25 protein-coding genes are annotated in these 26,417 nt (G+C 61.2%); 20 read left to right on the top strand and 5 right to left on the bottom strand.

From position 1 onward, the window contains the following. Positions 1–10: 10 nt before the first annotated feature. Positions 11–634: a TetR/AcrR family transcriptional regulator gene (locus FHE74_RS00570; protein WP_139464475.1), complete on the bottom strand. Its 624-nt coding sequence runs from the start codon at positions 632–634 to the stop codon at positions 11–13. Between the two features lie 148 nt (positions 635–782). On the opposite strand from FHE74_RS00570, the gene FHE74_RS00565 reads away from it, so the two are divergent. The 8 genes from FHE74_RS00565 to pth (FHE74_RS00530) all read left to right on the top strand — a co-directional run bounded on the left by FHE74_RS00565 (position 783) and on the right by pth (FHE74_RS00530) (position 10,032). Beyond that, positions 783–1,985 carry an MFS transporter gene (locus tag FHE74_RS00565; protein ID WP_246049073.1) on the top strand — a complete coding sequence of 401 codons (1,203 nt, stop codon included), beginning with the start codon at positions 783–785 and terminating at the stop codon, positions 1,983–1,985. A gap of 55 nt (positions 1,986–2,040) precedes the next feature. Next, complete coding sequence (gene glmU / locus FHE74_RS00560) at positions 2,041–3,489, top strand: bifunctional UDP-N-acetylglucosamine diphosphorylase/glucosamine-1-phosphate N-acetyltransferase GlmU (RefSeq protein ID WP_139464474.1); 1,449 nt, start codon at positions 2,041–2,043, stop codon at positions 3,487–3,489. Positions 3,490–3,494: 5 nt separating this feature from the next. Beyond that, positions 3,495–4,472, top strand: a complete 978-nt coding sequence (locus FHE74_RS00555; protein WP_139464473.1) for a ribose-phosphate diphosphokinase — start codon at positions 3,495–3,497, stop codon at positions 4,470–4,472. Positions 4,473–4,547: 75 nt separating this feature from the next. Continuing rightward, a complete protein-coding gene (locus FHE74_RS00550; RefSeq protein WP_139464472.1) occupies positions 4,548–6,281 on the top strand; it encodes a glycerol-3-phosphate dehydrogenase/oxidase in 1,734 nt (577 codons plus the stop codon). A gap of 4 nt (positions 6,282–6,285) precedes the next feature. Then, complete coding sequence (locus FHE74_RS00545) at positions 6,286–6,996, top strand: MIP/aquaporin family protein (protein ID WP_139464576.1); 711 nt, start codon at positions 6,286–6,288, stop codon at positions 6,994–6,996. 18 nt (positions 6,997–7,014) lie between these two features. Beyond that, positions 7,015–8,562, top strand: coding sequence for a glycerol kinase GlpK (gene glpK / locus FHE74_RS00540; protein ID WP_139464471.1), 1,548 nt, complete (start codon positions 7,015–7,017; stop codon positions 8,560–8,562). A gap of 200 nt (positions 8,563–8,762) precedes the next feature. After that, entirely contained in the window at positions 8,763–9,419 is a 657-nt protein-coding gene (locus FHE74_RS00535) for a 50S ribosomal protein L25/general stress protein Ctc (protein WP_139464470.1), read from the top strand. A gap of 67 nt (positions 9,420–9,486) precedes the next feature. After that, positions 9,487–10,032, top strand: a complete 546-nt coding sequence (gene pth / locus FHE74_RS00530; RefSeq protein ID WP_139464469.1) for an aminoacyl-tRNA hydrolase — start codon at positions 9,487–9,489, stop codon at positions 10,030–10,032. Here pth (FHE74_RS00530) and FHE74_RS00525 read toward each other — a convergent pair. Together FHE74_RS00525 and FHE74_RS00520 are read right to left on the bottom strand one after the other, a co-directional pair. Continuing rightward, the gene (locus FHE74_RS00525; RefSeq protein ID WP_139464468.1) at positions 10,029–11,375 is read right to left on the bottom strand and encodes an FAD-dependent monooxygenase; all 1,347 of its coding nucleotides are present in this window, start codon (positions 11,373–11,375) and stop codon (positions 10,029–10,031) included. The genes pth (FHE74_RS00530) and FHE74_RS00525 overlap by 4 nt on opposite strands. A gap of 30 nt (positions 11,376–11,405) precedes the next feature. Beyond that, positions 11,406–12,662, bottom strand: coding sequence for an MFS transporter (locus tag FHE74_RS00520; RefSeq protein WP_139464467.1), 1,257 nt, complete (start codon positions 12,660–12,662; stop codon positions 11,406–11,408). Here FHE74_RS00520 and FHE74_RS00515 point away from each other — a divergent pair. From FHE74_RS00515 to FHE74_RS00500, 4 genes are all read left to right on the top strand, one after another. Beyond that, positions 12,547–13,515, top strand: a complete 969-nt coding sequence (locus tag FHE74_RS00515) for an IclR family transcriptional regulator (protein ID WP_342773725.1) — start codon at positions 12,547–12,549, stop codon at positions 13,513–13,515. The genes FHE74_RS00520 and FHE74_RS00515 overlap by 116 nt on opposite strands. Before the next feature lie 205 nt (positions 13,516–13,720). Then, positions 13,721–14,755, top strand: a complete 1,035-nt coding sequence (locus tag FHE74_RS00510; protein ID WP_246049094.1) for a cupin domain-containing protein — start codon at positions 13,721–13,723, stop codon at positions 14,753–14,755. Positions 14,756–14,761: 6 nt separating this feature from the next. Further along, complete coding sequence (locus tag FHE74_RS00505) at positions 14,762–15,589, top strand: fumarylacetoacetate hydrolase family protein (RefSeq protein WP_139464464.1); 828 nt, start codon at positions 14,762–14,764, stop codon at positions 15,587–15,589. After that, positions 15,589–16,317 (top strand): maleylpyruvate isomerase family mycothiol-dependent enzyme, encoded by a 729-nt coding sequence (locus tag FHE74_RS00500; protein ID WP_139464463.1) that lies wholly within the window; start codon positions 15,589–15,591, stop codon positions 16,315–16,317. The genes FHE74_RS00505 and FHE74_RS00500 overlap by 1 nt, the downstream gene beginning before the upstream one ends. Here the strand turns inward: FHE74_RS00500 and FHE74_RS00495 are convergent. Next, positions 16,295–17,251 (bottom strand): nitronate monooxygenase, encoded by a 957-nt coding sequence (locus FHE74_RS00495; RefSeq protein WP_139464462.1) that lies wholly within the window; start codon positions 17,249–17,251, stop codon positions 16,295–16,297. The two genes, FHE74_RS00500 and FHE74_RS00495, sit on opposite strands and share 23 nt — an antisense overlap. A gap of 21 nt (positions 17,252–17,272) precedes the next feature. Here FHE74_RS00495 and pth (FHE74_RS00490) point away from each other — a divergent pair, with 21 nt between their 5' ends. The 6 genes from pth (FHE74_RS00490) to FHE74_RS00465 all read left to right on the top strand — a co-directional run bounded on the left by pth (FHE74_RS00490) (position 17,273) and on the right by FHE74_RS00465 (position 23,818). Further along, a complete protein-coding gene (pth, locus tag FHE74_RS00490) occupies positions 17,273–17,857 on the top strand; it encodes an aminoacyl-tRNA hydrolase (protein WP_139464461.1) in 585 nt (194 codons plus the stop codon). A 91-nt stretch (positions 17,858–17,948) separates the two neighbouring features. Then, positions 17,949–18,317, top strand: a complete 369-nt coding sequence (locus FHE74_RS00485; RefSeq protein WP_139464460.1) for a PepSY domain-containing protein — start codon at positions 17,949–17,951, stop codon at positions 18,315–18,317. 14 nt (positions 18,318–18,331) lie between these two features. Further along, complete coding sequence (locus FHE74_RS00480) at positions 18,332–19,144, top strand: SDR family NAD(P)-dependent oxidoreductase (protein ID WP_139464459.1); 813 nt, start codon at positions 18,332–18,334, stop codon at positions 19,142–19,144. 48 nt (positions 19,145–19,192) lie between these two features. Next, entirely contained in the window at positions 19,193–20,824 is a 1,632-nt protein-coding gene (locus tag FHE74_RS00475; protein ID WP_139464458.1) for a peptide chain release factor 3, read from the top strand. 85 nt (positions 20,825–20,909) lie between these two features. Next, positions 20,910–23,240, top strand: a complete 2,331-nt coding sequence (locus FHE74_RS00470) for an MMPL family transporter (RefSeq protein WP_139464457.1) — start codon at positions 20,910–20,912, stop codon at positions 23,238–23,240. Next, positions 23,237–23,818 carry a TetR/AcrR family transcriptional regulator gene (locus FHE74_RS00465; RefSeq protein ID WP_139464456.1) on the top strand — a complete coding sequence of 194 codons (582 nt, stop codon included), beginning with the start codon at positions 23,237–23,239 and terminating at the stop codon, positions 23,816–23,818. The genes FHE74_RS00470 and FHE74_RS00465 overlap by 4 nt, the downstream gene beginning before the upstream one ends. On the opposite strand, the gene FHE74_RS00460 is transcribed toward FHE74_RS00465, so the two are convergent. Continuing rightward, positions 23,807–24,688, bottom strand: coding sequence for a patatin-like phospholipase family protein (locus FHE74_RS00460; RefSeq protein ID WP_139464455.1), 882 nt, complete (start codon positions 24,686–24,688; stop codon positions 23,807–23,809). The genes FHE74_RS00465 and FHE74_RS00460 overlap by 12 nt on opposite strands. Before the next feature lie 19 nt (positions 24,689–24,707). Between FHE74_RS00460 and FHE74_RS00455 the strand changes: the two genes are divergently transcribed. Together FHE74_RS00455 and FHE74_RS00450 are read left to right on the top strand one after the other, a co-directional pair. Next, positions 24,708–25,067: a hypothetical protein gene (locus tag FHE74_RS00455; RefSeq protein WP_139464454.1), complete on the top strand. Its 360-nt coding sequence runs from the start codon at positions 24,708–24,710 to the stop codon at positions 25,065–25,067. A 108-nt stretch (positions 25,068–25,175) separates the two neighbouring features. Then, a complete protein-coding gene (locus FHE74_RS00450) occupies positions 25,176–26,399 on the top strand; it encodes an NAD-dependent epimerase/dehydratase family protein (protein WP_139464575.1) in 1,224 nt (407 codons plus the stop codon). The last annotated feature ends 18 nt before the right edge of the window (positions 26,400–26,417 follow it).

Raw genomic sequence — 26,417 nt, 5'->3', positions numbered from 1 at the left:
TCACGCGCCACTAGTTTTCCTCTTCCTCGGCAAAGCGCCGCAGCTTGGGGGTACTTTCCATTCCAGACAGGCCGTTCCAGCACAGATTGACAATGTGGGCCGCCACGGCGTGCTTATCCATGGTTCGGTCGTCGAGCCACCACTGGGACGTCATGGAGATCGCCCCGACCAACGCTTGACCATAGAGAACCGCCAACTCCGGCGCGAACCCGCGGTGTTCGAAGGCCTTGCCCAGGATGTGTGCGACCTGGCCCACCGCCATGTTGAGGAAGGTGGCATAGCTGCGCGACTCCCCCGGTGCCTGATCGCGCACGAGGATGATGAACCCGTCGGTTTCTTCTTCGACATAGGTCAGCAGTGCGACGACGGCTCGTTCGATGCGTTCGCGCCATCGACCGTCGCCAAGCGAATCCGTGATCACGGACTCCAGCGCTTGCATCTCCCTATCGACGACGACGGCGTACAAACCCTCCTTCCCGCCGAAGTGTTCATAGACCACCGGCTTGGACACCCCTGCGCGGGCTGCGACTTCTTCCACGCTCGCACCGGCAAAACCGCGTTCGGCAAAGACAGAACGCCCGATGCTTATGAGCTGCTCTCGGCGTTCTTTCCCGCTCATCCTCTGTCGTGCCATACCCCTTAGAGTAGCCAGGGCACACAATGCGATAGACTGTCGAGTCAGTTCCCCATGGTGTAATCGGCAACACTACGGTTTTTGGTACCGTCATTCTAGGTTCGAGTCCTGGTGGGGAAGCTTTTTATGTCCCCGTACACTGTCGGAAGTGTCGGAGTTAGAACAGCGCAATGCCCGCCGCTTCATCGCGGCCCAAGGACTGCAAGGCCTTGCGGATCAACTAATTAATCCCAAGACAATTCTGCCTTGGCTGTTGAGTTCAGCGGGCGCTCCCCATGCCGCCCTCGCCCTCCTGGTGCCGGTACGCGAGGCGGGCTCCATGCTGCCGCAGGCGTGGTTGACCGGATGGGTAACCTCCCACAAGCTGCGCTCACGCGTATGGATAGCCGGCGCTCTAGGCCAGGCGGTCTCCGCGGCGGCTATCGCGTTGTCGGCGGCGCTTTTCGACGGTCTTTTGCTCGCCGTCTCGGTCATCGCTGCGCTCAGCGTGCTGGCGGGTTTTCGGTCCCTGTGTTCTATCGCCGCCAAGGACGTGCAGGGACGCACCGTAAGCAAGCGCATTCGGGGGCGCATCACCGGGCGAGCAACTGCTCTTGCAGGTTCAGCGGCGCTGGTCGCCGGTGTGATCCTCACGCTTTACGAGGACGCCTTGCCTACCTGGTCGCTCACTCTTCTGCTGGGTGTCGGAGCGGTTGTCTTTGTCCTGGCCGCCATGGTGTTCTCTGCGATTATCGAACCCACAGATGAAGCGCAGCGCGGGGCTCGCCCGTGGACGTCCCCGTGGTCACTTTTGCGCAGCGACAAGCTGTTTCGGGACTTCGTGATTGTCCGCTCCCTGATGTTGGTCTCCGCGCTATCCACGACGTTCATCGTGGTGCTATCCCAGGAAATAGGCCATGATCTGCGCAGCCTGGGGCTCTTCGTCGTCGCTTCGGCCTTAGCAGCGCTGATCGGCGGGCCGGTCGCCGGTCGGCTGTCCGATGCGTCCTCGAGTTCTGTCATGGCGTGGTCGGCGGGGATCTCCAGCTTGGTGATCATGGCAGTCATCGCTAGCGCCCACTACTCCCCTGACAAGGCAGCCACCTGGGCGCTTCCTGCCGGGTTCTTTGTGGTTCAGCTAGCGCACACAGCGATCCGGGTGGCGCGCAAGACCTACGCGGTCAATCTGGCCGAGGGTGATACCCGCACCCTGTACACGGGGGCCGCCAACACCCTTATGGGAGTTTTTCTCCTGGTCGCTGGTTTCATCTCCGCCCTGCTGGCTCAGGTGGGTGCGAGCGTCGCGCTGGCGTTTCTCGCACTCGTGGGGATTGCTGGGGTCGTACGTGCGGCTTCCCTCGCGCGTAACTAGGCGGCGTTATGCTTGTGCGAGATCATTGATCCACAAGTGGAGGAGAATCCATCTCGTGACATCCGAGAATCCCTGCGCGATTGTTGTTCTCGCAGCAGGTGCTGGCACACGCATGAAGTCTGCGAAACAAAAGACTCTGCACTCGGTCGGTGGGCGCACCATGCTCGCCCACGCCCTACACGCCGCTGATGGCGCTGCGCCCGAGCACATCGTTGCCGTCGTTGGCCACCAGCGCGACCAGGTCATTCCCGAGGTCGAGCAGGTCTCCCAAGCGTTGAGCTCACAGGTTCATGTTGCGGTTCAGGAGCAGCAGAACGGAACCGGTGACGCGGTCGCCCATGGACTGGCTCCGCTGGGGGACTTTCAGGGAACGGTCGTGGTGACAAACGGCGACTCCCCACTGATTCGTCCCGAAACGTTGCAGGCACTGATCGCCTCCCACACCAGTGACAGTTCTGCGGTCACCGTGCTCACGATGACTCTGGAGGATCCCACCGGTTACGGGCGCATCGTGCGCAATGAGTCCGGCGAGGTCACTGCCATCGTCGAGCAAAAGGACGCCTCTGATGCCGAGCGCGCAATCCGCGAGGTCAACTCGGGCGTGTTCGCTTTCGACGCGGACGTCTTGCGCTCAGCATTGACCAAGCTTGACACCGACAACGCTCAGGGCGAGCTGTACCTCACCGACGTGCTGGGCATTGCCCGTTCGGAAGGCCTGCCCGTCCGGGCACACATCACGGCGAACCCGGAAGAACTGGCGGGAGTGAATAACCGCGTGCAACTTGCCGAGGCTGGCAAGCAGCTCAACCGTCGCCTCGTTGAGGCCGCCATGCTCGGAGGCGCCACTATCGTCGATCCGGACTCCACCTGGATCGGTGTCGATGTGCGCATCGGTCAGGACGTCACTATCTACCCAGGCACTCAGCTCTGGGGCGAGACTGTCATTGAGGACGGGGCAATCATTGGCCCGGACACCACCCTGACCAATGTGACTGTGGGCGAAGGCGCAAGCGTGATCCGCACTCAGGCTGATGACTCCACTATCGGTGCACAGGCCAGCGTGGGTCCGTTCACCTACCTGCGCCCGGGCACCCATTTGGGCGCCCGTGGCAAACTCGGCGGATTCGTAGAGTCCAAGAATGCCACTATTGGCGACGGCTCCAAGGTGCCGCACCTGACTTACATTGGCGATGCCACCGTGGGCGAGGAGTCCAACATCGGCGCCTCCAGCGTCTTTGTGAACTACGACGGAGTGAATAAGCACCACACCACAATTGGTTCGCACGTGCGCACCGGATCCGACACGATGTTTGTCGCTCCCGTCACCGTTGGTGACGGCGCCTACACCGGTGCCGGTACAGTTGTGCTCGACGACGTCCCTGCCGGTGCGCTTGCCATCAAGGAGGGACGCCAACGAGTCATCGAAGGATGGGTCGAAAAGAAGCGACCGGGTTCTCCGGCCGCTGAAGCTGCCAAACGTGCACGCGAGAACGAAGGGAACTAACACCCATGACTGGACAGTGGACTGAGAGCCACAAGAACATGATGCTCTTTAGCGGGCGGGCTCACCCGGAGCTCGGCGAGGAAGTCGCCCGCGAGCTCGGCGTCGATCTCACCCCCATGTCCGCACGCGACTTCGCTAACGGCGAGATCTTCGTCCGTTTCGAAGAGTCCGTGCGTGGCGCTGACTGCTTCGTTCTCCAGGCACACACGCAGCCGCTGAACAAGTGGATCATGGAACAGCTCATCATGATCGACGCTCTCAAGCGCGGTTCGGCAAAGCGCATTACCGCGATCCTGCCGTTCTACCCCTACGCTCGCCAGGATAAGAAGCACCGTGGTCGCGAGCCGATTTCTGCCCGCCTGATTGCGGACCTGTTGACCGCCGCCGGTGCGGACCGCATCGTCTCGGTGGACCTGCACACCGACCAGATCCAGGGCTTCTTCGACGGCCCAGTCGACCACATGCACGCCATGCCGATTCTGACCGACTACATCAAGTCCAAGTACAGCCTGGACGACCTCGTGGTGGTCTCCCCGGACGCTGGCCGCGTGAAGGTCGCAGAGAAGTGGGCCAACATCCTGGGCGACGCTCCGCTTGCCTTCGTGCACAAGACCCGCAGCGTGGACGAGGCCAACAAGGTCACCGCTAACCGTGTGGTTGGTGACGTCAAGGGCAAGAACTGTGTGCTGCTCGACGACATGATCGATACCGGCGGAACCATTGCTGGTGCTGTGCGCGTGCTCAAGGAGGCCGGTGCCGGCGACGTGGTCATTGCTTGTACGCACGGTGTGTTCTCCGATCCGGCCCGCGAGCGCCTGTCGCAGTGTGGCGCTGAAGAGGTCATCACCACCAACACCTTGCCCCAGTCGACCGAAGGCTGGGACAACCTGACCGTGCTGTCGATTGCTCCGCTGCTGGCACGCACGATCAAGGAGATCTTCGAAAACGGCTCCGTTACCACCCTGTTCGAGGGACAGGCGTAAAGGAGACTTTCGACCCTTTCGCCCGGGTCACATCTGGGCTAATGTGTGCCTCACAACACATCTCGACGTTAAGGAATGATTGTGAGTCACACAGGCCACTCCCCCGTCCTCAGTCCTGATCATGCCCGCAAGGCATGGGAGGAACTGGGGACGCAGCATTTTGACCTCCTCATCATCGGTGGAGGTTCAGTCGGCGCAGGTACTGCGCTTGACGCAGCTACTCGCGGCTTGAAGGTCGCCGTGGTCGAGGCACGCGATATCGCTGGCGGAACCTCCTCGCGTTCCTCCAAGATGTTCCACGGTGGACTGCGCTACCTGGCCATGCTGGACTTTGCCCTGGTGGCAGAGTCGCTGCGCGAGCGTGAGCTGTCTATGTCGCATCTGGCTCCGCACCTGGTAAAGCCGCTCCGGTTCATCTTCCCGCTGACCCACCGGATCTGGGAGCGCCCGTACATGGCCAGCGGCTTCGCGCTCTATGACCTCATGGGTGGCGCGAAGTCTGTCCCGTTCCAGAAGCACCTCAGCCACAAGAAGATGATGCAGCTGGCCCCGGGGCTCAAGGAAGACGCGTTGGTGGGCGGCGTGCGCTACTACGACACGCTTGTCGACGATGCCCGTCATACCCTCACCGTTCTGCGTACCGCCGCCCAGTATGGAGCCCTGATCCGCACCTCCACCCAGGTCACAGGCTTTGTCAAGGACGGCGAGCGCGTCACCGGTCTGGAGCTGAAGGACACCGACACCGGTGAGGTCACCACCGCACACGCCAATTGCGTCATCAACGCCACCGGTGTGTGGAACGACGAGATGGAAAAGCTCGCCGGCACCGAGGGCATGTTCAATGTTCACGCGTCTAAGGGTGTGCACATCGTCGTCAAGCGAGATGTCATCGATGCCGATGCCGCGATGACCTTCGTTACCGAAAAGTCCGTGCTGTTTGTGATCCCGTGGAAGGAGCACTGGATCATTGGCACGACGGATACCGACTGGACCGGCAACCGCGCGAACCCGGCTCCCACCGCCGAGGACGTCGATTACATCCTCGATCACGTCAACGCCAAGGTGCGTCGCACGATCACCCGCGATGACATCGTGGGGGTGTACTCGGGCCTGCGCCCATTGCTGGAGGGCAAGTCCGAGTCGACCTCCAACCTCTCGCGCAACCACGCAGTTGCCAAGGTCCTGCCGGGCATGGTGTCCGTGGCCGGCGGCAAGTACACGACGTATCGCGTGATCGGTAAGGACGCTGTGGATCGCGCTGCGGATGAGATCGCTGGTGAGGTCCCCGAGTCCGTCACCGACCAGGTTCCCCTGTTGGGTGCCGACGGCTACCACGCACTGGCCAACCAGGTTCCGGCGCTGGCCCGTCGCCTGCAGCTGTCCGAGGCACAGACCACCCACCTTTTGGATCGCTACGGTTCCCTCATCTTTGAGGTTCTGGAGCCAGCCGCGGATCGCCCCGAGCTGCTCGAGCCGGTCCCGGGAGCAGAGGACTACCTCAAGGCGGAGGTGCATTACGCGGTGACCCACGAGGGCGCTCGCCACATCGACGACGTTCTCTCTCGTCGTCTGCGCGTGAACATGGAGTACGCGCACCGCGGTGCCGAGTCGGCGGAATATGTGGCCGACGTTCTGGCCGAGCACCTGGAATGGAGCGACGAAGATAAGCAGCGCGAGCGCAGTGCCTTCGACGGCTTCCTGAAGGCTACGCTCGCTGCCGAGCGCGAAGCCACCGACGAGCAGGCCAACCAGGTGCTGGCGGGCATTACTCCGGTGCACCGTTTCGTCGATACGCGTCAGGACAACTGACATGATTACAGGAGCATCTGCATTCGGATGGGAAGTTCTGGGCACAGCCCTCCTCATCCTCTTCGGTAACGGAGTCTGCCTGGCTAATAGCCTGCGCAGCTCGGCAAGTCGCGAGTCCGGTTGGCTGCTCATCGCCTTCGGCTGGGGTTTCGCGGTGTTCATCGGCGCATCCGTCGCTGATCCCTCAGGCGGACACCTCAACCCAGCCGTCACGCTCATGCTGGCTATCAATGGCGGGGTGAGCTGGTCCTTGGTGCCGTTCTACATCGCTGGTCAGCTTGTGGGAGCGATCATCGGCGCCGTCCTGGCGTACCTGACGTTCAAGCAGTCGATCGATGATCACGGGGACGGCAACCTCGGCGGCAACTTCTTCACCATTCCCGCTCACCCTGGTAACGCCTGGAACGCGGTAACGGAGTTCATCGCCACCAGCGCCCTGTTGCTGTTTATCGCGCTTGGCCCCTCGGGCGGAGAGCTCGGCCCGATGACCTACTTCGGCGTTGCCATCATTGTCGTCGCGATCGGTATGTCCCTCGGTTCACCCACTGGTTATGCCATCAACCCGGCGCGTGACCTGGGCCCCCGTTTGGCCTACGCCTTCCTGCTGCCTATCAAGGGCAAGTCCAGCGCCCAGTTTGCTTATGCCTGGGTTCCCATCGTCGCCCCGCTCGCCGCCGCGGTGTTTGTGGGCCTTCTCGCTTCTGTTCTCACTTAAGTCAAGGAGTTCTGAGACATGACCCAAAAGTACGTAGCTGCCATCGACCAGGGAACGACCTCGACCCGCTGTGTCATCGTCGACCATGACGGCCAGCTGGTTGCCTCTGGCCAGTTCGAGCACGAGCAGATTCTGCCCGAGGCCGGCTGGGTGGAGCACGATCCCGAGGAGATCTGGCACAACACTCGTCGTGCGGTCGGTGCGGCGCTTGCCGACGGCGACCTGTCCCCCGCGGACATCGTCTCGCTGGGCATCACCAACCAGCGCGAGACCACCGTCGTGTGGGATCGTTCCACGGGCAAGCCCGTCTACAACGCCATCGTCTGGCAGGACACCCGCACCACCGACATCTGCGAAGAACTCGTCGGCGACGAGGGCCCGGACCGCTGGCTTGAGCGCACCGGCCTGCTGATCAATTCCTACCCCGCTGGTCCGCGCCTGATGTGGATCCTGGACAACGTCGAGGGCGCGCGCGAGCGGGCCGAGGCTGGGGAGCTGTGCTTCGGCACGATTGATACCTGGCTGTTGTGGAACCTGACCGGCGGTGCGCAGGGCGACGGTGATCGCGACGCCCTGCACGTCACCGATGTGACCAACGCGTCGCGCACCCTGCTCATGGATCTGAAGACCTTGCAGTGGGACGAAGAACTCTGTGCAGAACTGAACATCCCGATGAGCATCCTGCCGGAGATCCGCCCCTCGGTGGGCGACTTCGGCACCGTGCGCCAGCGTGGTTCGCTTTCTGGAGTACCAATCCGCGCGGTTCTCGGCGACCAGCAAGCAGCGATGTTCGGCCAGGGCTGCTTCCGCGAGGGCGAGGCCAAGAACACCTACGGAACCGGCCTGTTCATGCTGCTCAACACGGGAACTACCCCACAGTTCTCCGATAATGGCCTGCTGACGACGGTGTGCTACCAGATCGAAAACCAGAAGCCCGTCTACGCACTGGAAGGCTCGGTGGCTATCGGCGGTTCTCTCGTGCAGTGGTTGCGCGACCAGCTCCAGCTGATCCCCAACTCCCCCGCCGTGGAAAACATGGCCCGCGAGGTCAAGGACAACGGCGGCGTGTACATCGTGCCAGCGTTCTCCGGTCTCTTCGCTCCCCGCTGGCGTGCCGACGCCCGCGGTGTGATCGTCGGCCTGACGCGCTTTTCCAACCGCAATCACCTGGCCCGCGCGGTTCTGGAAGCCACGGCTTACCAGACTCGCGAGGTCCTCGACGCTATGGTCGAAAGCTCCGGCATGGAGATCGAGAACCTGCGCGTCGATGGCGGCATGGTCTCTAATGAGCTGCTGATGCAGTTCCAGGCGGACATCCTCGGCGTCGACGTCGTTCGCCCCAAGGTCATCGAAACCACCGCGCTGGGCGCAGCCTTTGCTGCCGGGTTCGCGGTGGGGTACTGGGATGAGCTATCGACGGTGCGCTCTACCGGTGCCGTGGACAAGGTCTGGAACCCCTCCATGGACCAGGAGGAGGTGGACAAGCTCTACCGCGATTGGAACCGAGCCGTGGAGCGCTCCTACGGGTGGAAGACCGGCGAGGACACCACACTGCAACTTGGTTAGGCCCGCCGCCTGCTGCTAGTCTTGGATCCGTCTCGGCGAGGGCGCACCATGTGTGAGCCGTTATCGACGCGATGATGAAATCCAGACTTACTTTTCAAGCCTGCGATGACTCGACGAGAACACGCGAGTCCGTCGCAGGCTTTTGTGCTTGCCCTCGGCCGCGAGAACGCAACATTCTCAACTATCAAAGGAGAAAAGTCATGGCACAGACCCCTGTGATCAAGGCTGAGAACCGTACCGAGTTCGGCAAGGGTGCTTCCCGCCGTCTGCGTCGCGATTGGCGCCTGCCCGGTGTTCTCTACGGACACGGCATCGACCCGATCCACTTCCACGTGGACCTGCTCGAGATGACCGCCCTGGTGCGTAACGATGGCGTCAATGCCGTCCTCGAGCTCGAGATCGAGGGTGAGCAGCACCTGGCTATGGTCAAGCACGTTGACCAGAACGTTCTGACCCTGGACATCGACCACATCGACCTGCTGGCCATTAAGCGTGGCGAGAAGGTCGAGGTCGAGGTCCCGATCATCACCGAGGGCGAGGTTGCCCCGGGTGCTCAGCTGCTGCAGGACGTCGACTCCATCCTGGTCGAGGTCGACGCGCTGAAGATTCCGGAAGAGCTGACCGTCAACGTCGAGGGCCTGGAGATCGGCACTCAGATCACCGCTGGCGAGCTGACCCTGCCGGACGCCTGCACCCTGCTGGCCGAGGAGGATACCCTCGTCATCAACGTCACCGAGGAAGAGATTCCGGACGTGCCGGAGGAGGGCGAAGAGGCCGAGGCTGTCGAGGAAGGCGCCCCGGAGGATCCGTCCGAGGTCGAGGCCACCGAGGAGTCCTCTCAGTCCGAGGAGAGCTAAGCACTCTCTAGTGGCTTGTTAAGCCCCCGTCGCGTTGATTCGTGGCGGGGGCTTAAGCTTGTGCACTGTGACTTCTAGCGACCTCCTAGTCATTGCGCTCGGCAACCCCGGACCGAAGTACGAGAACACTCGGCACAACGCGGGCGTCTCGGTTCTCGACGAGCTCTTGTCGCGCCACCAGGCTCGCCTCAGCGCGCATAAGCGGACCAACACCGAGTGCGCTCGCCTGCACACCCCCGGGCGAACGATCATCGCTGCCCGCACCCGCAGTTACATGAATCTGTCGGGTGGCCCGGTCAAGGCTCTCGCGGATTACTTCGGCTGCTCCCCCGCTGATCTCGTGGTGCTTCACGACGAATTGGAGCTCGACCTAGGCACAGTCCGCCATCGTCTGGGCGGCGGGGACAAGGGACACAACGGCCTAAAGTCCATCAGCTCTGCTTTGGGCACGCGCGATTACCACCGCGTGAGCCTGGGAATCGGCCGGCCTCCGGGCCGCATGGACCCGTCGGTGTTTGTGCTCAAGCCGTTTAGTGCCAAGGAGCGCATCGAGCTCTCAATCATGGCGGCAGACGCTGCCGATGAAGTTGAGCGTCTGGCAACTGAGCTCTAGACCGTGAGCTTGTCTGCCTGGCGGGCGATCGTGGTCAGGTTGTATTCCCAGTCGCGTAGCGCTGCAGGTAACTGCCCCTTGGAGGGGTCGGTGAGGTATTCCCGACGTGCCGGGTCGTAATTCCACAACCAGTCCGCGTAGTGGAACCAACCATGCCGCTGTGCCATACGGAACGTCTCGTTGCGTACGTGGCGCGCAATGCCATCTACGTGCCAGAGCTCTCCCCATAACCGCGAGGTCAACTGAATGCGAGTGCAACGCGGGACGCGCTCGTCAGAGACTTCGCGCAGTACCGTTCCCCAGTGAACTGACCCAGACCGGGCATTGTCAGCCGCGTACTGCGCTAGCGTCTCAGCATCTTCCATCGCCATAATTGCTCCGGAAGCGATGTATTGCAGGGGTGGGTGAGCGGCATCCCCCATCACGATGATGCGATCACTAACCACCCAATCGGTCAGGGGGTCGCGATCCGCCATCTGCCACCACTTGTCCAACCACATGTGGGAAAGACGTCCCTGAATCTTCTCGCTGGTGTGGCCAAATGCATCGCGGAATTCATCGTTGTTGCCCCAATCGTCCGGTGCTTCTTGGCCCTTCATCAAGGATTCCAGGTAGCGCGGCGACTGGAACACGGCTACCTGATTGAGAAGCTCCCCTCCCCGAAGCGGGTACTGGATGAAGTGACAACGAGGACCGATGTAACCAACGACTGATTCCAAACCCGCCATCTCGGGATCGTCGGGAAGCGATGAGGTCCCCCGGTAGGCAACATAAGCCGAGGGAACAGGATCGTCGTCGACAAGCTTTTTTCTCAACACTGAGTGAGTGCCATCAAAGCCAACGAGGACGTCAGCTGTGACTGTCGAGACCTCTTGAGATGCACAATCCTGGATATCGACCGAGACGTGGTCCCCTTCATCTCTGCCGTCTATTACCTTCACGCTGTTGACTAGGCGAGCGCCAGCTTTTCGCGCAGCATCAACGAGGAGATTGAGCAGGTCAGAACGATGGATCACCAGGTAGGGCTCCCCGTAGTGCTCCCGGAATTCTTCTCCAAAGTCCATCGACAGGATTTGCTCTGCGGTTACTGCATCACGAAACTGCATGTGCTTAGGCAAGTAGCCTGCGGAGATTGCTTCATCAGCTAGTCCCCACTGACGAAGCATCTTGACGCCGTGAGGACCGATCTGCAGCCCGGCTCCCACTTCCTTGAATTCGGCGTGCTGTTCGTACAACGTGACTTCCGCACCACGTAGCGCCAACGCCAGTGCGCCCGAGGCCCCGCCAATGCCGCCTCCGGAGATGATGATGCGTTGTCCCTTGAGTTCAGACGTCGTAGTCATGCTGTGCTCCTTAAAAGTGAGAGGTTTTTCTTAAGTTCGATTGCGGCGAGTGCGCTGGAGTCGCATAAGTACGAGCAGACACCCAGAGGACAACAAGGCCGCGACGGCGAACATGAGGTAGTTGGATGTGGGCCCCAAGCCCCATCCGAGAAGAAGCCCTGCCAACTGGGGCGCCAGGACTGCACCGATGCGCCCCATTCCCAGGGCCCATCCCAGGCCCGTACCCCGTAGTTCGCTCGGGTAGAAACGGGAAATCGCTGCAATGATCAGGATCTGAGTACCATGCGTTCCCACACCGGCCAGGATGAGAATGACGTAGATCGCCACTGTCGATGGGGTCGCGAGCAGGCTTAGCAGGGCAAGACCAGCAAGCAGCGCGGCGACAGTTCCCGATGCCAAAGGCCCGAACCTGTCTCCTGCCCACGCCGTGATCACCGAACCAGCCACTGCGCCCAGGTTGAGCGCTAAGGCGAAGTTCAGGGACGCGCCAAGGTTGTATCCCTGATCCATCATCAGTTTTGGCAGCCAGGTCCCCAGGCCATACCAGGCCAACAAGGTGACAAAGGTAGCAACCGTGAACATCACAGTGATGGGAGCTAAACCCGGGCTAAAAAGCGCCGAGAAGCCTGCAGTTTTCCCCTTGTGCTGGGCTCGATTGTTTTGGACAGCGATCGCTTTGTCCGAAGGGATCAGACGCATCGCCAAAGGCAAACCGATGAGGATGGGGATGAGCGCAAGGAAGAACATGATGCGCCAGCCGTGCTCTTCATGGCTGGGAACGATGACTTGAGCCAGCAACGCGGCAATGGAACCGCCCAGCGGAACGCCCGACATCATGACGGTCGACCAGGCAGACAGCTTGTCCTTGGGGACGAGGTCAGCAACCATCGCGTTCACAGAGGGAACCAATCCGCCCAAGCCGATGCCGGCAATCAACCGGCAGAGACCGAACACTGCGGCAGATGGAGCCAGTCCACACAACAGGGTGAAGATGGACAGAACGACCACGGAACCAATAACTGCGGTTTTTCGTCCTACTCGGTCCGATAGACGTCCGACGGTGACTGCTCCGATAACCATTCCGATGAAGGCCATAGACCCAAGCGTTCCTGCCTGCGCTGGGGACAGCCCCCACTCCTGCATCAGTTTCGCCTGGACAGTGCCATAGACGATGAGGTCGTACCCGTCGAAGATGACAAAGAACCAACCGAGGAGGACGGCTGCGAGGTTGCGTCCGGACGCACCGAGGATGGTGAGGCCCGAAGCTCTAGATGTGGTCTGGGTCATGCACACATACTTCGGGTGTCAGGGGTTACCATCAAAGGAATTCCACATAGCGGAAAGAGAGTCCATGAATCTCAACACCCCCATCCACGGCACAACCCCCAAGGACTATCTTCAGTCCGTCGATCTAGCTCTCGCGCTGGTTACTTTGTTGCGCTCCCACGGAGAGGTAACCATCTCCACCGCAGCGCGGAGATTCGGAATTTCCCCTTCAACAGTGCACCGCTCGATGGCAATGCTGGTGTACAGGGGATTCGCAGTCCGCACCGAGTCCCGCTCCTATTTGCCCGGGCCAGCTTTAGGCGCACCCCCACTGCGCCCTGGGGTAGGCCGTGCCCTGGTCGAGGCCGCCTCCCCCTATATGCACGCCATCGCCACTGAATGTGGCGAAACCTGCCATCTCATGATCCTGACCGAGGGGACATGCCACTTCTTACACTCAGTCGAGGGCACCGCCCCCGTCCGCGTGGGGTCCAGAAGAGGGCAAGTCATGCCTGCTGAACTCAATTCGGGTGGCAGGGCGATGCTCGCAGAGCTCTCTCAAGTCGAGCTTCGTCGGCTATATCCCGACATGGCCGATGAGCCTTTCACCGACTTCAGACGCCAACTCCACCGGATTCGCCAGAGCGGCATTGCCGTAAATCGAGGGCTTTACGAAAGCGACGTATCCGCTGTCGGGGCGTGCCTAAAAAATGACCTGGGAGACATCGTTGGCGCCCTGTCTATCGCCTCCCCGTCTTCCCGATTTCCCAAGTCGCAAAAGCTCAGTACAACCACGCTTTTGAGGCATGTGCGAGATCTCAACCGGAGGCTTATCCACAGATCAACGCCCGATACAGATCACAAGTGGGGGTGAAATCACCCCCAACATGCCCCTGATTTTCCGCTATATGGAATGCAATTGAGGCCCCCGAAAGTCTTACATACGTTCTGTGACACACCACACCCATACGATCAGTGAGGAGAGGTGAGGCTTTGTGAACGAGAACGATTACTCGACCACCCATGTCGCACCCCAAGTGCCTGAGCCCACGCCCGAAGAGGAACGCGAGCTCAACGCGATGTATGACCGCATGGAGCAGCTGCATCTCAAACCGTTGTGGCGCCAGATCGGCAACCTCATGCCGAATCATCCGGAGCCCGATGCAGTTGCTCACCGTTGGGATTGGGAGGAGTTGTACTCCATCGCCCAGCGTTCGGGTGAACTCGTCCCCGTCGGCCGTGGCGGCGAGCGTCGTGCGCTCGGGTTGGCCAACCCCGGTCTTGGCGGCCCCACCTACATCGCTCCCACCCTGTGGGCAGCCATCCAATATCTCGCCCCTGGGGAAAACGCCCCGGAGCACCGACATTCCCAGAATGCTTTCCGCTTCGTCATCGAGGGCGAAGGCGTGTGGACAGTTGTCAACGGCGACGCAGTGCCCATGCGCCGCGGTGATTTCCTGCTCACCCCAGGTTGGGCCTATCACGGCCACCACAACATCGCCACGGAGCCGATGGCTTGGCTCGATGGCTTGGATATACCCTTTGCTCGCCAGATGGACACTGGCTTTTTCGAATACGGCACAGAGCGCCTGACAGACGAATCAACCCCAGAGCACTCTCGCTCGGAGCGCTTGTGGGCCCATCCGGGGCTACGCCCTGTTGCCTATCCGGGAGCACGCGCAGCCTCCCCCATTGGTCGCTACGCCTGGGAGTTCACCGATCGCGCTCTGAGCGAGCAGCTCGCTCTGGAGGATGCCGGCTTCCCCGGCGTAGTCTCCCCTGGCCACGCTGCAATCCGCTTTACCAACCCCACTACCGGTAGCGATGTCATGCCTACCATTCGTGCTGAGTTCCACCGCCTGCGCCCTGATGCGGTGACCAAGACTTTGCACGAGGTGGGTAACCGCGTGTTCCAGGTTTTCGAAGGTTCGGCTACCGCCTTTATTGGTGAGAAAACCTTCGAGCTCAAGCGCGGTGACGTGGTCAACGTACCGTCGTGGAAGCCCTGGCATATCGCCGCAGGCAGCGAGGGTGCTGACCTCTTCTGCTTCAGTGATCACCCAATCTTTGAAAAGCTCGATCTCAATCGCACTTTCAACCCGGAAGGAATTTAAACAGCTATGCGTCTTGCAACTCTGCGTAGGAACAACTCCACCCACGCCGCCCGCGTGGAGGGTGAGAACAGCGCCGTCATCATCGAGGGCTTCGCCAACGTCGGTGATCTCCTCGCCCAGGAGAACTGGCGCGAGCTGGCCGCCAACGCCTCCGGCGAGCAGGTTTCCTTTGAGCCGAACGAGCTGGACGCCGTCGTTCCGGCACCGAAGAAGATCGTGTGCGTTGGCCTGAACTACGCCAATCACATCAAGGAGATGGGGCGCGAGCTCCCGGAGCACCCGACCCTGTTTGTGAAGTTCCCGGACGCTTTGACCGGGCCATACGATGAGGTCAAGGTCCCGGACTATGCCGCTGGTGCCCTGGACTGGGAGGGCGAGCTGGCAGTGATCATCGGCAAGCGCGCTCGTCGCGTGTCCGAGGCTGAGGCCAACGACTACATCGCCGGCTACGCCATCATGAACGACTACACCACCCGCGACTACCAGTACCGCACCCTGCAGTGGCACCAGGGTAAGTCCCTGGAGAAGTCCTCCGGCTTCGGCCCCTGGCTGACCACCCCGGACTCCTTCACCTTCGGCGGCGAGCTGGCCACCTACCTCGGTGAGGAGAAGGTACAGACCACCCCGACCGATGATCTGGTCTTCAGCCCGCAGAAGCTCATCGAGTACATCTCCCACATCTATCCGCTGGACGCTGGCGACGTGATTGTCACCGGTACCCCGGGCGGCGTCGGTCACGCTCGCGACCCCAAGCGCTACATCGGCAACGGCGACACCGTCCGCGTCGAGATCGAGGGCCTGGGCCACATCGCCAACACCACGGTGTTCGAGTAATGACGTCATTTCACGACCTCTCTCTCGAACAACGGCTCGACCTCGTTCGTCGCGGCACTGCCCTGTACTCGGGGCAGCTCTCCTCTATCGACAATGAGGACTTCAGCGAACCGACGCTTCTCGACGGTTGGGACCGCGCCACTCTCATCGCGCATGTGGCGTATAACGCCAACGCACTGGTGAACCTGGTAAATTGGGCCACGACAGGGGTAAAAACCCCGATGTACGCTTCCCCGGAAGCACGCAACGAGGAGATCGCCCACGGGGCTACGCTGCGCCCAGATGCCCTGCGCAATCTGCATGACCATACGTTGGTTCGTCTCGATGTGGCCTGGCGCGATGCCCCTGAAACGGCGTTTTCCCACACTGTGACTACCGCTCAGGGTCGAGAAGTCGACATGGCCGAGACATTCTGGATGCGTGCCCGCGAGGTATGGATTCACTCGGTTGACCTCGATGTGGATGCGACGTTCTCTGACATTCCCGACGTCATTTTGCGCACTCTGTTACCCGAGATCCTGGGCAAGTGGGCAAAGAGCGACACTGGTCATGGCTTGGTACTGCTCAACACCGATACCGGAGAGAAGTTGGCGGTGCATGAAGGCGAGGAGGACACCGTTATTACGGGTTCACTGCCAGGACTGGTCCGCTGGGCCAGTGGCCGCGGCGATCGCGGAGTAACCACCCAGGATGGCTCGACAACTCCTACTCCTCCACGATGGCTTTAAGTTCCTCCATGATGTCTGCTGCTGGTCGTTCTCTGTCGTCCCAGTGAGCACCCACTAGGCAATAGGCATATTCAGGCTCGGTGCGTCGCTGCTTCAACAACGCGTTGAGGTAGGGATACACCGGGCCTATGTCATGCGTATCCGTAAAAGGAGTGCGCAGCCCGCGTGCGTATCGCCCAGAAAATGCGCGCGTGCTCACGCTTTCACCGCCAGCCAGCAAGAGCTGGCGGTTCATGGAGCTGGTACCGGCTTCTGCTGCCAGGAGGAAGGCTGAGCCGAGGGCGACGGCATCGGAGTGCTGGTGGACGTCGAGAAGCGTCTCTCTTGTGATTCCCCCAGCGGCGATGACGGGCAGGGAACCGCGGCACGCATAAAGCAGGTCGATGAGGTCTCGTGAGTCGGGCTCTTCCTCGACTGTCCACGTGGAGCGGTGCCCTCCAGCTAGCGGCCCCTGCACAATGAGTGCGTCGGCGCCCCGATGAGTGGCGGTCGCCGCGTCCTCTGGGCGCGTGACCGTTACCCAGGCCTCGATTCCGCGTTCATGCAGGGCAGCGATCTGTTCTGCACTGAAACATCCAAAGGTGGCACTCAACACCGCAGGTGGGTGTTCTGCGGAGAGTACGGCCTGGAAGATGGCATCGAAGTCGCAGGTGAAATCGACCTCCGGCAGTTCACTCACCCCGAGCTCTGCGGCGAGCTTGCGGACCTCAGACAGATCCTCCAGCGGCTCCTGGGGCATGAACACGTTGACCCCGTAGGTCAGCCCAGCACATTGCTGCATCCAGGCCTGAGCCTGATTTGCATTCACGGTCCCGGTGGCTAGAAAACCAAGGCCACCAGCTTCAGAAACGGCACGCACCAGCTCTGGGGTGCTGGGGCCACCGGCCATGGGGGCAGCGATTATCGGCATGTCTAGGTCTGCAAGCACGCTCATGCTTGTCGACTCTATGCCACACTGTCTGCTGTGAAGTGGCTTAATTTCTTTCGTCGCCGTCCACCCGAGGTCTCTTGGCTGATCGTGGGCCTCGGCAATCCCGGCAGCGAGTACGTCGACACTCGGCACAACGTGGGATTCGCCGCAGTGGATACGCTTGTCGACGAGCTGCGCCCGCAACCGCGAGTGAACGCTGAAGGCGCGATCGTGGGCAAAGCGCTAGCGGTGAAGCCCTTGACCTACATGAATGCCTCCGGTGAAGCGGTTGCCCCGCTTGCCCGTCGCCTCGGCGTTGCCCCCGAAAACATCGTGGTCATTCACGACGAGCTCGACCTCCCCGAAGGCGCCATCAAAATCAAACGCGGAGGAAATGAAAACGGCCATAATGGCCTGAAATCACTCACTGCCGAGCTCGGAACCCGCGATTACATTCGCATCCGCGTAGGAATTGGACGCCCGCCTAAGGGAGTCAGCGTGCCCGATTACGTGCTGGACCGCAGCGAAAACGATCAAACTCAGACGATCAACACCGCCGCCGAAGCTGCGCGTTTGGTCACTACAGAGGGCCTCGAGCGAGCTCAGCACAAGATTCATAGCAAACGCTAAGTGTGAGACTTTTCTCATGTATTTCGCACCCGCGGGCTTAGCGTATCTATGGTCGTAAGTACGTATTCGCAACTTCTACAAAGGAGCCAAGATGACACGTACTTTCGGAATCGCCCTCGTCGCCTCCGCTGGCCTGGTACTCACCGCCTGCGGTGATCAGGCGACCAACGTGGAGGAGAAGGCTAAGGACGCCACCTCCAGCGTCACCACAGTCACCAGCGCCGCCCCGACCTCCACGGAGAAGGCTCAGCCGGAGATCTCCAAGGAAAAGGCCGAGGACATCGCTTTGAAGGACGCCGGTGTACCGCGCGACCAGGTCACCGAGTGGGACCGCTCCGACTTCGACACCGACGACGGGCGCGACAGCTGGGAGGTCGAGTTCAACGTGGGTAACGACCAGTTCGAGTACGACATCGATGCTCACTCCGGCGAGATCATCTCCAAGGACGTGGAAAAGTAGTTACCCTGGCGGGCATGCGAACTTATGTGATCACCGGCGCCTCGGACGGCATCGGCAAAGCCGCCGTCGAACGCCTGCGTACCGCACATCCGGATGCCCGCATTCTCGCAGTCGGTCGCTCTGCAGCTAAGACGAAAGCGGTAGCTGAGCAGTTCGACTGTGAACCCCTGACGTGCGATTTCGTTTCGCTCGATCAGGTCCGCGCGTTGGCCGAGCAGATACTGGAGACCACTGATTCCATCGATGCCTTGGCCAACAACGCCGGTGGAATTTTCGACGGTCCCGACATGACCGAAGACGGGTACGAAAAGACGTGGCAGGTCAACGTCGTAGCTCCGTTCTTGCTCACCAATTTGCTGCTCGAGCCGCTGCGCAAGTCGCGCGCCACGGTGGTGGCTACCTCCTCGCTAGCCGCGCTCATCATGGCCAAGTTCGACCCCATGGACGTGCAGTCGCTGAAGAAGTTCGACACCTCGCGCGCCTACGGCAACGCCAAGCTGGGTGATGCCCTCGTTTCCGCCGAGCTCGCCCGCCGCGTTCCAGAGATCAATCCTGTCTCTTTCCATCCCGGAGTGTTGGCCTCGAATTTCTCGTCCGGAACGAACTGGGGTTTTAGCAAGTTTTACAATCTGACCCGCAAAATTGGTGTGCTTCAACCTTCCTCCGGCGGTAACCGTCTGGCCCACTTTGCCGATGGCACCCCGGGCGTGCACTTCGAACGCGGAGCGTTCTACCTCACTCCGAACAGGCCCGTGCGCATCCCGCATGCTGACGCCGCCGCTGGGGTAGTGTCCACCCTCAATGCCGAGCTCAACCTTCAGTGGTAAGAGCCTGCTTTATCGGTTCATGCGCGCCACAAACTAACCTGGAGCGCTATGAGCACCTCCTCCGAAGCCAAGCGTCGCCGCACGTTCGCCGTCATTGCCCACCCGGACGCCGGTAAGTCCACTCTTACGGAGGCATTGGCGCTGCACGCGCACATCATTTCGGAGGCCGGCGCGGTGCACGGCAAGGGCGGGCGTAAGGCCACCGTCTCGGACTGGATGGAGATGGAGAAGGACCGCGGCATCTCGGTGGCCTCTTCTGCCCTGCAGTTCGAGTACCAACCCGAGGGCCATACCGGTGAGCCCTACATGATCAACCTCGTGGACACCCCGGGCCACTCCGACTTCTCGGAGGACACCTACCGCGTGCTCTCTGCCGTGGACGCCGCGGTGATGCTTATCGACGCTGCCAAGGGCCTCGAGCCCCAGACCCTGAAGCTCTTCCGAGTGTGTAAGGCCCGCGGGTTGCCGATCGTCACGGTGATCAACAAGTGGGACCGCGTCGGCCGCGAGCCCTTGGAGCTGGTCGACGAGATCGTCACCGAGATCGGTCTCCAGCCCACGCCTCTGTACTGGCCGGTGGGCCCGGCCGGAGAGTTCAAGGGCCTCGCACACATCAACGAGGACGGCGAGGCCGATAACTACATCCACTTCCTGCGTACCGCCGGTGGCGCCACCATCGCCCCGGAGGAGCACTACTCCCCCGACGAGGCTGCTGATAAAGAGGCCGACCTATGGGAGACCGCGGTGGAAGAGGCGGAGTTGCTCGCCGCCGACGGCGCCCTGCACGACCAGGAGCTTTTCGAGGCCTGCGAGACCTCTCCCCTCATCTTCGCCTCGGCGATGCTCAACTTCGGTGTGCACCAGATCCTGGACACGCTCTGCGCCATCGCACCTGCTCCTCGCCCGCGCTCAAGCGATCCGGCTGCCGTCGCTGCCAGCACGAGCGCCATGGATGAGACCCGCGAGCTCGATGCCGACTTCTCTGGCGTGGTGTTCAAGGTGCAAGCCGGCATGGATAAGAATCACCGCGACACGTTGGCGTTCATGCGCGTTGTCTCCGGCGAGTTCGACCGCGGAATGCAGGTCACGCACGCACAGTCGTCGCGAAGCTTCTCCACCAAGTACGCCCTCACCGTGTTCGGACGGACCCGCGCGACAGTAGAGACTGCCTACCCGGGAGACATCGTGGGTCTGGTCAACGCGGGATCGCTCGCCCCGGGCGACACGATCTACGCCGGACGTAAGGTGCAGTTCCCACCGATGCCGCAGTTCGCCCCGGAGCACTTCCGTACCTTGCGGGCGAAGTCGCTGGGCAAATACAAGCAGTTCCGCAAGGCGCTCGAGCAGCTCGACGCCGAGGGTGTGGTGCAGATCTTGCGTAACGACGCTCGCGGTGACGCCGCCCCGGTCATGGCCGCGGTCGGCCCCATGCAGTTCGAAGTGATGCAGGCCCGCATGGAAAACGAGTACAACGTGGAGACCGTCACGGATCCGATCCCCTACTCCGTTGCCCGACGCACGGACGCGGAGTCTGCGCCTGTGCTGGGCAAGCAGCGCGGGGTGGAGATCTTTACCCGAACCGATGGCGAACTGATCGCCCTGTTCGGGGATAAGTGGAAGCTGGCCTTCGTAGAGAAGGAACACCCGGAGCTCACAATGGAGCCACTCGTCGCAGACTAATTTTTGCACCGGGTGTGCAATTTTGCGCTAATTATGTAATGTTGCACGGGTACTGCATCGTTTGTATCCGGAAGGACGCTGTCCCGTGTCAACATTCCTCTACCGCCTGGGACGCCTTGCCTATAGGCGCTCCTGGCCGTTTATCGCAGCTTGGATTCTCGTGCTAGCCGTTGTGGGAGGCTTTTCCGCAGCATTTGCCACCTCTCCTGCCTCGTCATTCTCCATTCCCGGACTACCCGCGGTGGAAACCCAAGACCGGATGAAGGAACTCTTCCCCTCCGCGGAAGATTCTGTCTCTGCCCCGTCCGGTTCCATCGTGATCAGGGCGAATGAGGGCACTCTGCGCGATCCGGAGGTGCAACACGAAGTCCAAGCCATGTTGGACGAGGTCAAGCAGACCGGTGCGCTTAAAAACCCCGACAGCATCGTCGATCCGGCAACCGCCGCAGCCGGGATCGAGATGAAGATGCGCCCGCAGCTCGAGGCTCAAGGTATGCCTCCGGAAGAGATCGCGAAAGACCTGGCCTCTGCCTCCCCACTTAGCGAGGACGCGAAAACCGGCACTGTCGCAGTCACCTTCGATGCCCCCACCGCCCAAGACGTAACGACTGAGCAACGCCAGGCAGTCACGGACGTACTGCAGAACGATCACCACCACATCCAGGTGGCATACAACGGCAATGGGTTTAAGGACATGGCCGGCCCCGGAGGCTCCAGTGAGCTCATCGGTCTCGCCGTTGCAGCAATTGTCCTTCTCATTGCGTTCGGATCGCTCGTAGCCGCAGGTATGCCAATTATTTCTGCCCTTATCGGAGTGGGGTTGGGATCTATGGGCATCATGCTCACCACGGCTTTCACCGACCAGGTCACTGACATGACTCCCACCTTGGCAGTCATGATCGGTTTGGCCGTTGGCATCGATTACTCCTTGTTCATCGTTGCGCGCTTCCGCACGGAGCTTGTCCGAATCACTAATTCCCAAGACCTGGGACCACAGGAATTCTCCGAGCGGGTGCGTTCTACCGACAAGCAGACTCGCTCCCATGCCATGGGGCTGGCAGCCGGCACCGCCGGTGGATCCGTGGTGTTTGCCGGGCTCACCGTCATCATCGCCTTGGCTGCGCTGTCGATCATCAATATCCCGTTTCTCACAGCCATGGCATTGGCGGCAGCAGGGACCGTCGTCATTGCGGTCCTCGTGGCATTGACCTTCTTGCCCGCCCTCTTGGGACTATGGGGCAAGCGCGCATTCAGTGGGCGTATCCCTGGGCCCCAGGTTCCCGACCCCGAAAATGAAAAGCCGACCATGGGTCTGCGCTGGGTACGCCGCATCCGTCAGCATCCCGCCCTCCACCTCGTTGCCGGCGTGATTCTGCTTGCCTTGCTCGCTATCCCAGCCGCACACATGCGCTTGGCTATGCCCACCGATGCCAGCGAGGCGCCGGGAACCCCAGCGCGCACGGCTCATGAGATGGTTGCGGACGGGTTCGGTCCTGGACGCACCGCCCCGATGATCGCACTGGTAGAGATGCCCGATGTTCCTGCCCAGGAGCGCCCGGCAGTGACAGCTCAAGCCGTGCATGACTTCGAGGCAGTCGAGGGAGTGGTCAACGCGCAAGTAGTCGCCATGAATGATGACTCAACGGCGGCGCAGGTCCTGATCACGCCTTCCACTGACGCCGTCGACGAGGCCACGAGCAATGCTCTGCAAGAGCTGCGCAACAATGAAGCGCAGTTCCACGATGCGACCGGCGCAACCTATGGCATCACTGGCGCGACTGCAGTATTCGACGATATGTCAGATCGCCTGCAAGACGTGCTCATCCCCTACATCGCCATCGTCTTGGTCTTGGCATTCATCGTGCTCATGGTGGTATTCCGCTCAATCTGGGTTCCACTCATTGCAGCCCTGGGCTTTGGGCTCTCCGTGGCAGCCACCTTTGGTGTCACGGTCGCGCTGTTCCAGGAGGGATGGCTGGGTCTGATCAGCGATCCGCAGCCGCTGATCAGCTTCCTACCGATCATGCTCATCGGCCTCGTTTTCGGCCTCGCCATGGACTATCAGGTATTCCTGGTCACGCGCATGCGTGAGGGTTATTTCCACGGCAAGACGGCCGGAAACGCTACCGCCAACGGGTTCAAGCACGGAGCCCGCGTAGTCACCTCAGCCGCGCTGATCATGATCGCGGTGTTCGCTGCGTTCATCGCGCAAGACATGCCGTTCATTCGCACTATGGGATTCGCCCTGGCCAGCGCTGTTGCCATCGACGCGTTCATCGTGCGCATGACTATCATTCCCGCAACGATGTACCTCCTCGGGGATCGCGCTTGGGCCTTCCCCCGATTCCTGCAACGCATCGTCCCCAAGGTAGATATTGAGGGAGAGAAGCTTGCTAAGGAGGTTCCGACGACATGAGCGGACTGCGGGAGGCCAAGAAAGCCGCAACGAGTCGAAAGATCGCATACGCGGCGGCGGCTCTGTCCATGGATGAAGGCGTCGATGGCCTGACGGTTGCCGCTATCGCCTCCCGCGCCGAAGTGTCTGTCCGGACCTTTCACAATTACTTCCCGTCCCGAGAAGCTGCCCTGGTCGCTTATTGTCAATTGCGTGTCGACGACTTTGCAGAGCACCTAGCTGCGCTGCCCGCACAGATCGATTTGATCGATGCTGTGGAAGAACTCCTAGTGCATATGCTCGAGACGGATAACCAAGGGCTAGATACTTTCCCCGTCATGTTTCGGGCATTGGATGTGTTGAAAGTGCTTGCCCCGGATGCGCACGAGCAGATCGACCACAAGGCGTTGGACGACCAGGCTGCGCTGCGCTTGGAGTTTGAATCGGAGCGCGAACGCGAGCTAGTCATGCACCTTCTCGGGGTCACCGCGCTCTCAGCTTTGGAGGAGTTCTACGATCTCCCAGATCCCCGCACCCCCGAGCAGGGTCAGGTCATCGCGCATCGCGCCTTTAGCGTCTTGCGGCGCCTAGGCGCTTAAGAACTCAAGCCACTGTGGCCATTCCTGCTCGAACTGGGCGCGGCCCTCTTCATAAAGACCAGCGAGCTTTTCCGGATCACGCTCGCCTGTGGACACCAAACGCGCTGTTGGGTGAAATACCAGAGCGTCGCCGTTTTTCTCCAGGCGAGCGATCTGCTCTGCAGAAGCGTTATAGCGAGAAGGCCGATTGATCATCGCCTCCGCAACGGCGGGAGTGCGCCTGGCTAGCTGGCGCACCGCCCGGGGACTGCGCACCGGTGGCTTGCGATACCCGCGCTCGCGGGTGGACAGCACGGCGAATTTGCTAAATCCCGCATCTCGCGCAGCCTGGATGAGCAGGCCGCCCGAGCTGCCCAGTGCCCCGTCGACGTAGTGCACCCCATCGATGGCTGGGGTGCGCATCAAGCCGGGCAGGGTCGAGGACGCCCGCACCCTCTTGAAGAGGTCGACCGGCTCCTTAATGTCCTTTCTTGTCCAGGCCACCCCCTCCCCAGTGTCCACCCGTGTTCCCTCGATGTGGAGCTGAGCCGGGTGGTTTAGGAACGCCTCAAAGTCGTACGGCAGGTAGTCCTCCGCCGAATTCTCATAGATGAACTCGGCATTGAAATAACCACGGCCCCGCATAAACGAGCCCCAACCACCGAATTCTGGATGTCCGGCGAAGTTGGTAAAGGACTCGCGTGCTCGGCGGGCATCTCCGCTGAGGTAGTTGGCTGCATGGCTGGATCCGGCGGAGATTCCACCCACCCAGCCGAAACGCACGTCCTCCTCAATGAGTTTGACGATGGCCGGCGCAGTCACCGCGGCCCGCATTCCACCGCCCTCGATGATGAGGGCGACCTCGTGTGCATCGATCGTCTGGTGGTTCATGCCTGACTAGTCTAAGCACATGGGATTTCTGGCTCGTTGGCTCAACAGTGAAAAGCTCCCCGAACTACCTGAAGAGGCGCTGATAGCCGACCACGCCCGGGCCGAGGTGCGCACCGCCGCCGGTTACGTGATCGTAGTGCTGGCAACCGATGCTGCCCCCGCAGTAGCCCGAGCATGCCGCCAGCGCCAACCAATTCAACTGCGCGGCGGGGATCGTCACGTCACCATCACCCCAGTTCCTCGCTCCCGCAAGGTCGCTCTGGATCCGGAACACGGGTGGATCATCCCGATTACGGATCCCATCTGCACCGCCCTGGCCGCCATGACCTCCACGCCACATACATTCGAATTCGACGGGTTGGCATTCGTCGTCGAGTGATACACCACATTCCCCACACGGCGTCTCACCCTGTGAACAACCCGGGGGTTCGCTACGATGACGCTTTAGTCCATTTTCATCTTTTTTGGCATGCATTGGAGTAACGCAGTGAAGGTTGCGATCCTCGGCGGTGACGGCTTCTGTGGCTGGCCCGCGTCCCTGTATCTATCTGACCAGGGGCACGACGTTGTCATCGTGGACAACTTGTCTCGACGCGCAATCGACGAGGAACTCGGTGCTGAGTCGCTGACTCCCATTGCCTCTATCGACGACCGCCTGGCCGCCTGGGAAGAGGTCTCCGGTAAGAAGATTGGCTTTGCCAACATCGACGTTGCCGAGGAATACGATGCGCTGCTCGATTTCCTCAACACGCAGCGCCCAGATGCCGTGGTGCACTTCGCTGAGCAGCGTGCCGCTCCGTACTCCATGAAGAACGCGCGCAACAAGCGCTACACGGTAGACAACAACGTGCGTGCGACGCATAACCTGCTGGCGGCGATCGTCGAGACGCAACAAGACATCCATGTGGTGCACCTGGGCACCATGGGCGTGTACGGCTACGGCACCGCCGGCATGAAGATTCCCGAGGGCTACCTCGAGGTGCAGGTAACCACGGACGAGGACGAGAACGGTCAGCCGGCTGAAGAGCGCACCATCACCCAGGAGATCCTGTACCCCTCCAACCCGGGCTCGGTCTATCACATGACCAAGGTGCTGGATCAGCACCTCTTTGCGTACTACGCCAAGAACGACGAGCTGCGCATCACTGATCTCCACCAGGGCATCATCTGGGGAACCACCACGGAGCAGACGGCTCGCGATGAGCGCCTGATCAACCGCTTCGATTACGACGGCGACTATGGCACGGTGCTCAATCGTTTCCTCATGCAGTCCGCCGTAGGCTACCCCCTCACCGTGCACGGCACCGGTGGCCAGACCCGCGCATTCATCCACATCCGCGACATGGTCCGCTGCATCGAGATCGCTCTGAACAATCCGCCGGCTCGTGGACAGAAGGTCAAGATCTTCAACCAGATGACCGAGACTCACCGCGTCCGCGACCTGGCAGAGCTCATCGGCAAGGTCTCCGGGGCCGAGGTCGCCCTCGTTCCCAACCCACGCAAGGAGTCCGCGGAGAATGAGCTGCACGTGGTCAACGAAACCTTCCTCGACCTGGGCCTGAACCCCACGACCCTGGCGGAGGGCCTGCTGCACGAGGTCGAAGAGGTGGCCAAGAAGTACGCCGATCGCGCTGATCTGGACAAGATCCCGGCGCGCTCCCTGTGGACGCAGAACCAGCAGGCGGGCGATCCGCGCGCTGCTGAGAAGTAGAGCCGCAAGGCCAGCACC

The organism is Corynebacterium tapiri (genome assembly GCF_006334925.1).
Classification (GTDB): domain Bacteria; phylum Actinomycetota; class Actinomycetes; order Mycobacteriales; family Mycobacteriaceae; genus Corynebacterium; species Corynebacterium tapiri.
Note: the sequence above shows the minus strand (reverse complement) of the source record. Positions and strands in the feature narration are given on the sequence as shown.

What these genes read in the sequence shown, in the direction of transcription:
- FHE74_RS00570 (WP_139464475.1), bottom strand. Translation starts at nt 634, where the DNA reads ATGGCACGACAGAGGATGAGCGGGAAAGAACGCCGAGAGCAGCTCATA.
- FHE74_RS00555 (WP_139464473.1), top strand. Translation starts at nt 3,495, where the DNA reads ATGACTGGACAGTGGACTGAGAGCCACAAGAACATGATGCTCTTTAGC.
- FHE74_RS00550 (WP_139464472.1), top strand. Translation starts at nt 4,548, where the DNA reads ATGATTGTGAGTCACACAGGCCACTCCCCCGTCCTCAGTCCTGATCAT.
- glpK (WP_139464471.1), top strand. Translation starts at nt 7,015, where the DNA reads ATGACCCAAAAGTACGTAGCTGCCATCGACCAGGGAACGACCTCGACC.
- FHE74_RS00535 (WP_139464470.1), top strand. Translation starts at nt 8,763, where the DNA reads ATGGCACAGACCCCTGTGATCAAGGCTGAGAACCGTACCGAGTTCGGC.
- FHE74_RS00525 (WP_139464468.1), bottom strand. Translation starts at nt 11,375, where the DNA reads ATGACTACGACGTCTGAACTCAAGGGACAACGCATCATCATCTCCGGA.
- FHE74_RS00515 (WP_342773725.1), top strand. Translation starts at nt 12,547, where the DNA reads ATGAGGTCGTACCCGTCGAAGATGACAAAGAACCAACCGAGGAGGACG.
- FHE74_RS00520 (WP_139464467.1), bottom strand. Translation starts at nt 12,662, where the DNA reads ATGACCCAGACCACATCTAGAGCTTCGGGCCTCACCATCCTCGGTGCG.
- FHE74_RS00510 (WP_246049094.1), top strand. Translation starts at nt 13,721, where the DNA reads ATGTATGACCGCATGGAGCAGCTGCATCTCAAACCGTTGTGGCGCCAG.
- FHE74_RS00505 (WP_139464464.1), top strand. Translation starts at nt 14,762, where the DNA reads ATGCGTCTTGCAACTCTGCGTAGGAACAACTCCACCCACGCCGCCCGC.
- FHE74_RS00500 (WP_139464463.1), top strand. Translation starts at nt 15,589, where the DNA reads ATGACGTCATTTCACGACCTCTCTCTCGAACAACGGCTCGACCTCGTT.
- FHE74_RS00495 (WP_139464462.1), bottom strand. Translation starts at nt 17,251, where the DNA reads ATGAGCGTGCTTGCAGACCTAGACATGCCGATAATCGCTGCCCCCATG.
- FHE74_RS00485 (WP_139464460.1), top strand. Translation starts at nt 17,949, where the DNA reads ATGACACGTACTTTCGGAATCGCCCTCGTCGCCTCCGCTGGCCTGGTA.
- FHE74_RS00480 (WP_139464459.1), top strand. Translation starts at nt 18,332, where the DNA reads ATGCGAACTTATGTGATCACCGGCGCCTCGGACGGCATCGGCAAAGCC.
- FHE74_RS00475 (WP_139464458.1), top strand. Translation starts at nt 19,193, where the DNA reads ATGAGCACCTCCTCCGAAGCCAAGCGTCGCCGCACGTTCGCCGTCATT.
- FHE74_RS00465 (WP_139464456.1), top strand. Translation starts at nt 23,237, where the DNA reads ATGAGCGGACTGCGGGAGGCCAAGAAAGCCGCAACGAGTCGAAAGATC.
- FHE74_RS00460 (WP_139464455.1), bottom strand. Translation starts at nt 24,688, where the DNA reads ATGAACCACCAGACGATCGATGCACACGAGGTCGCCCTCATCATCGAG.
- FHE74_RS00455 (WP_139464454.1), top strand. Translation starts at nt 24,708, where the DNA reads ATGGGATTTCTGGCTCGTTGGCTCAACAGTGAAAAGCTCCCCGAACTA.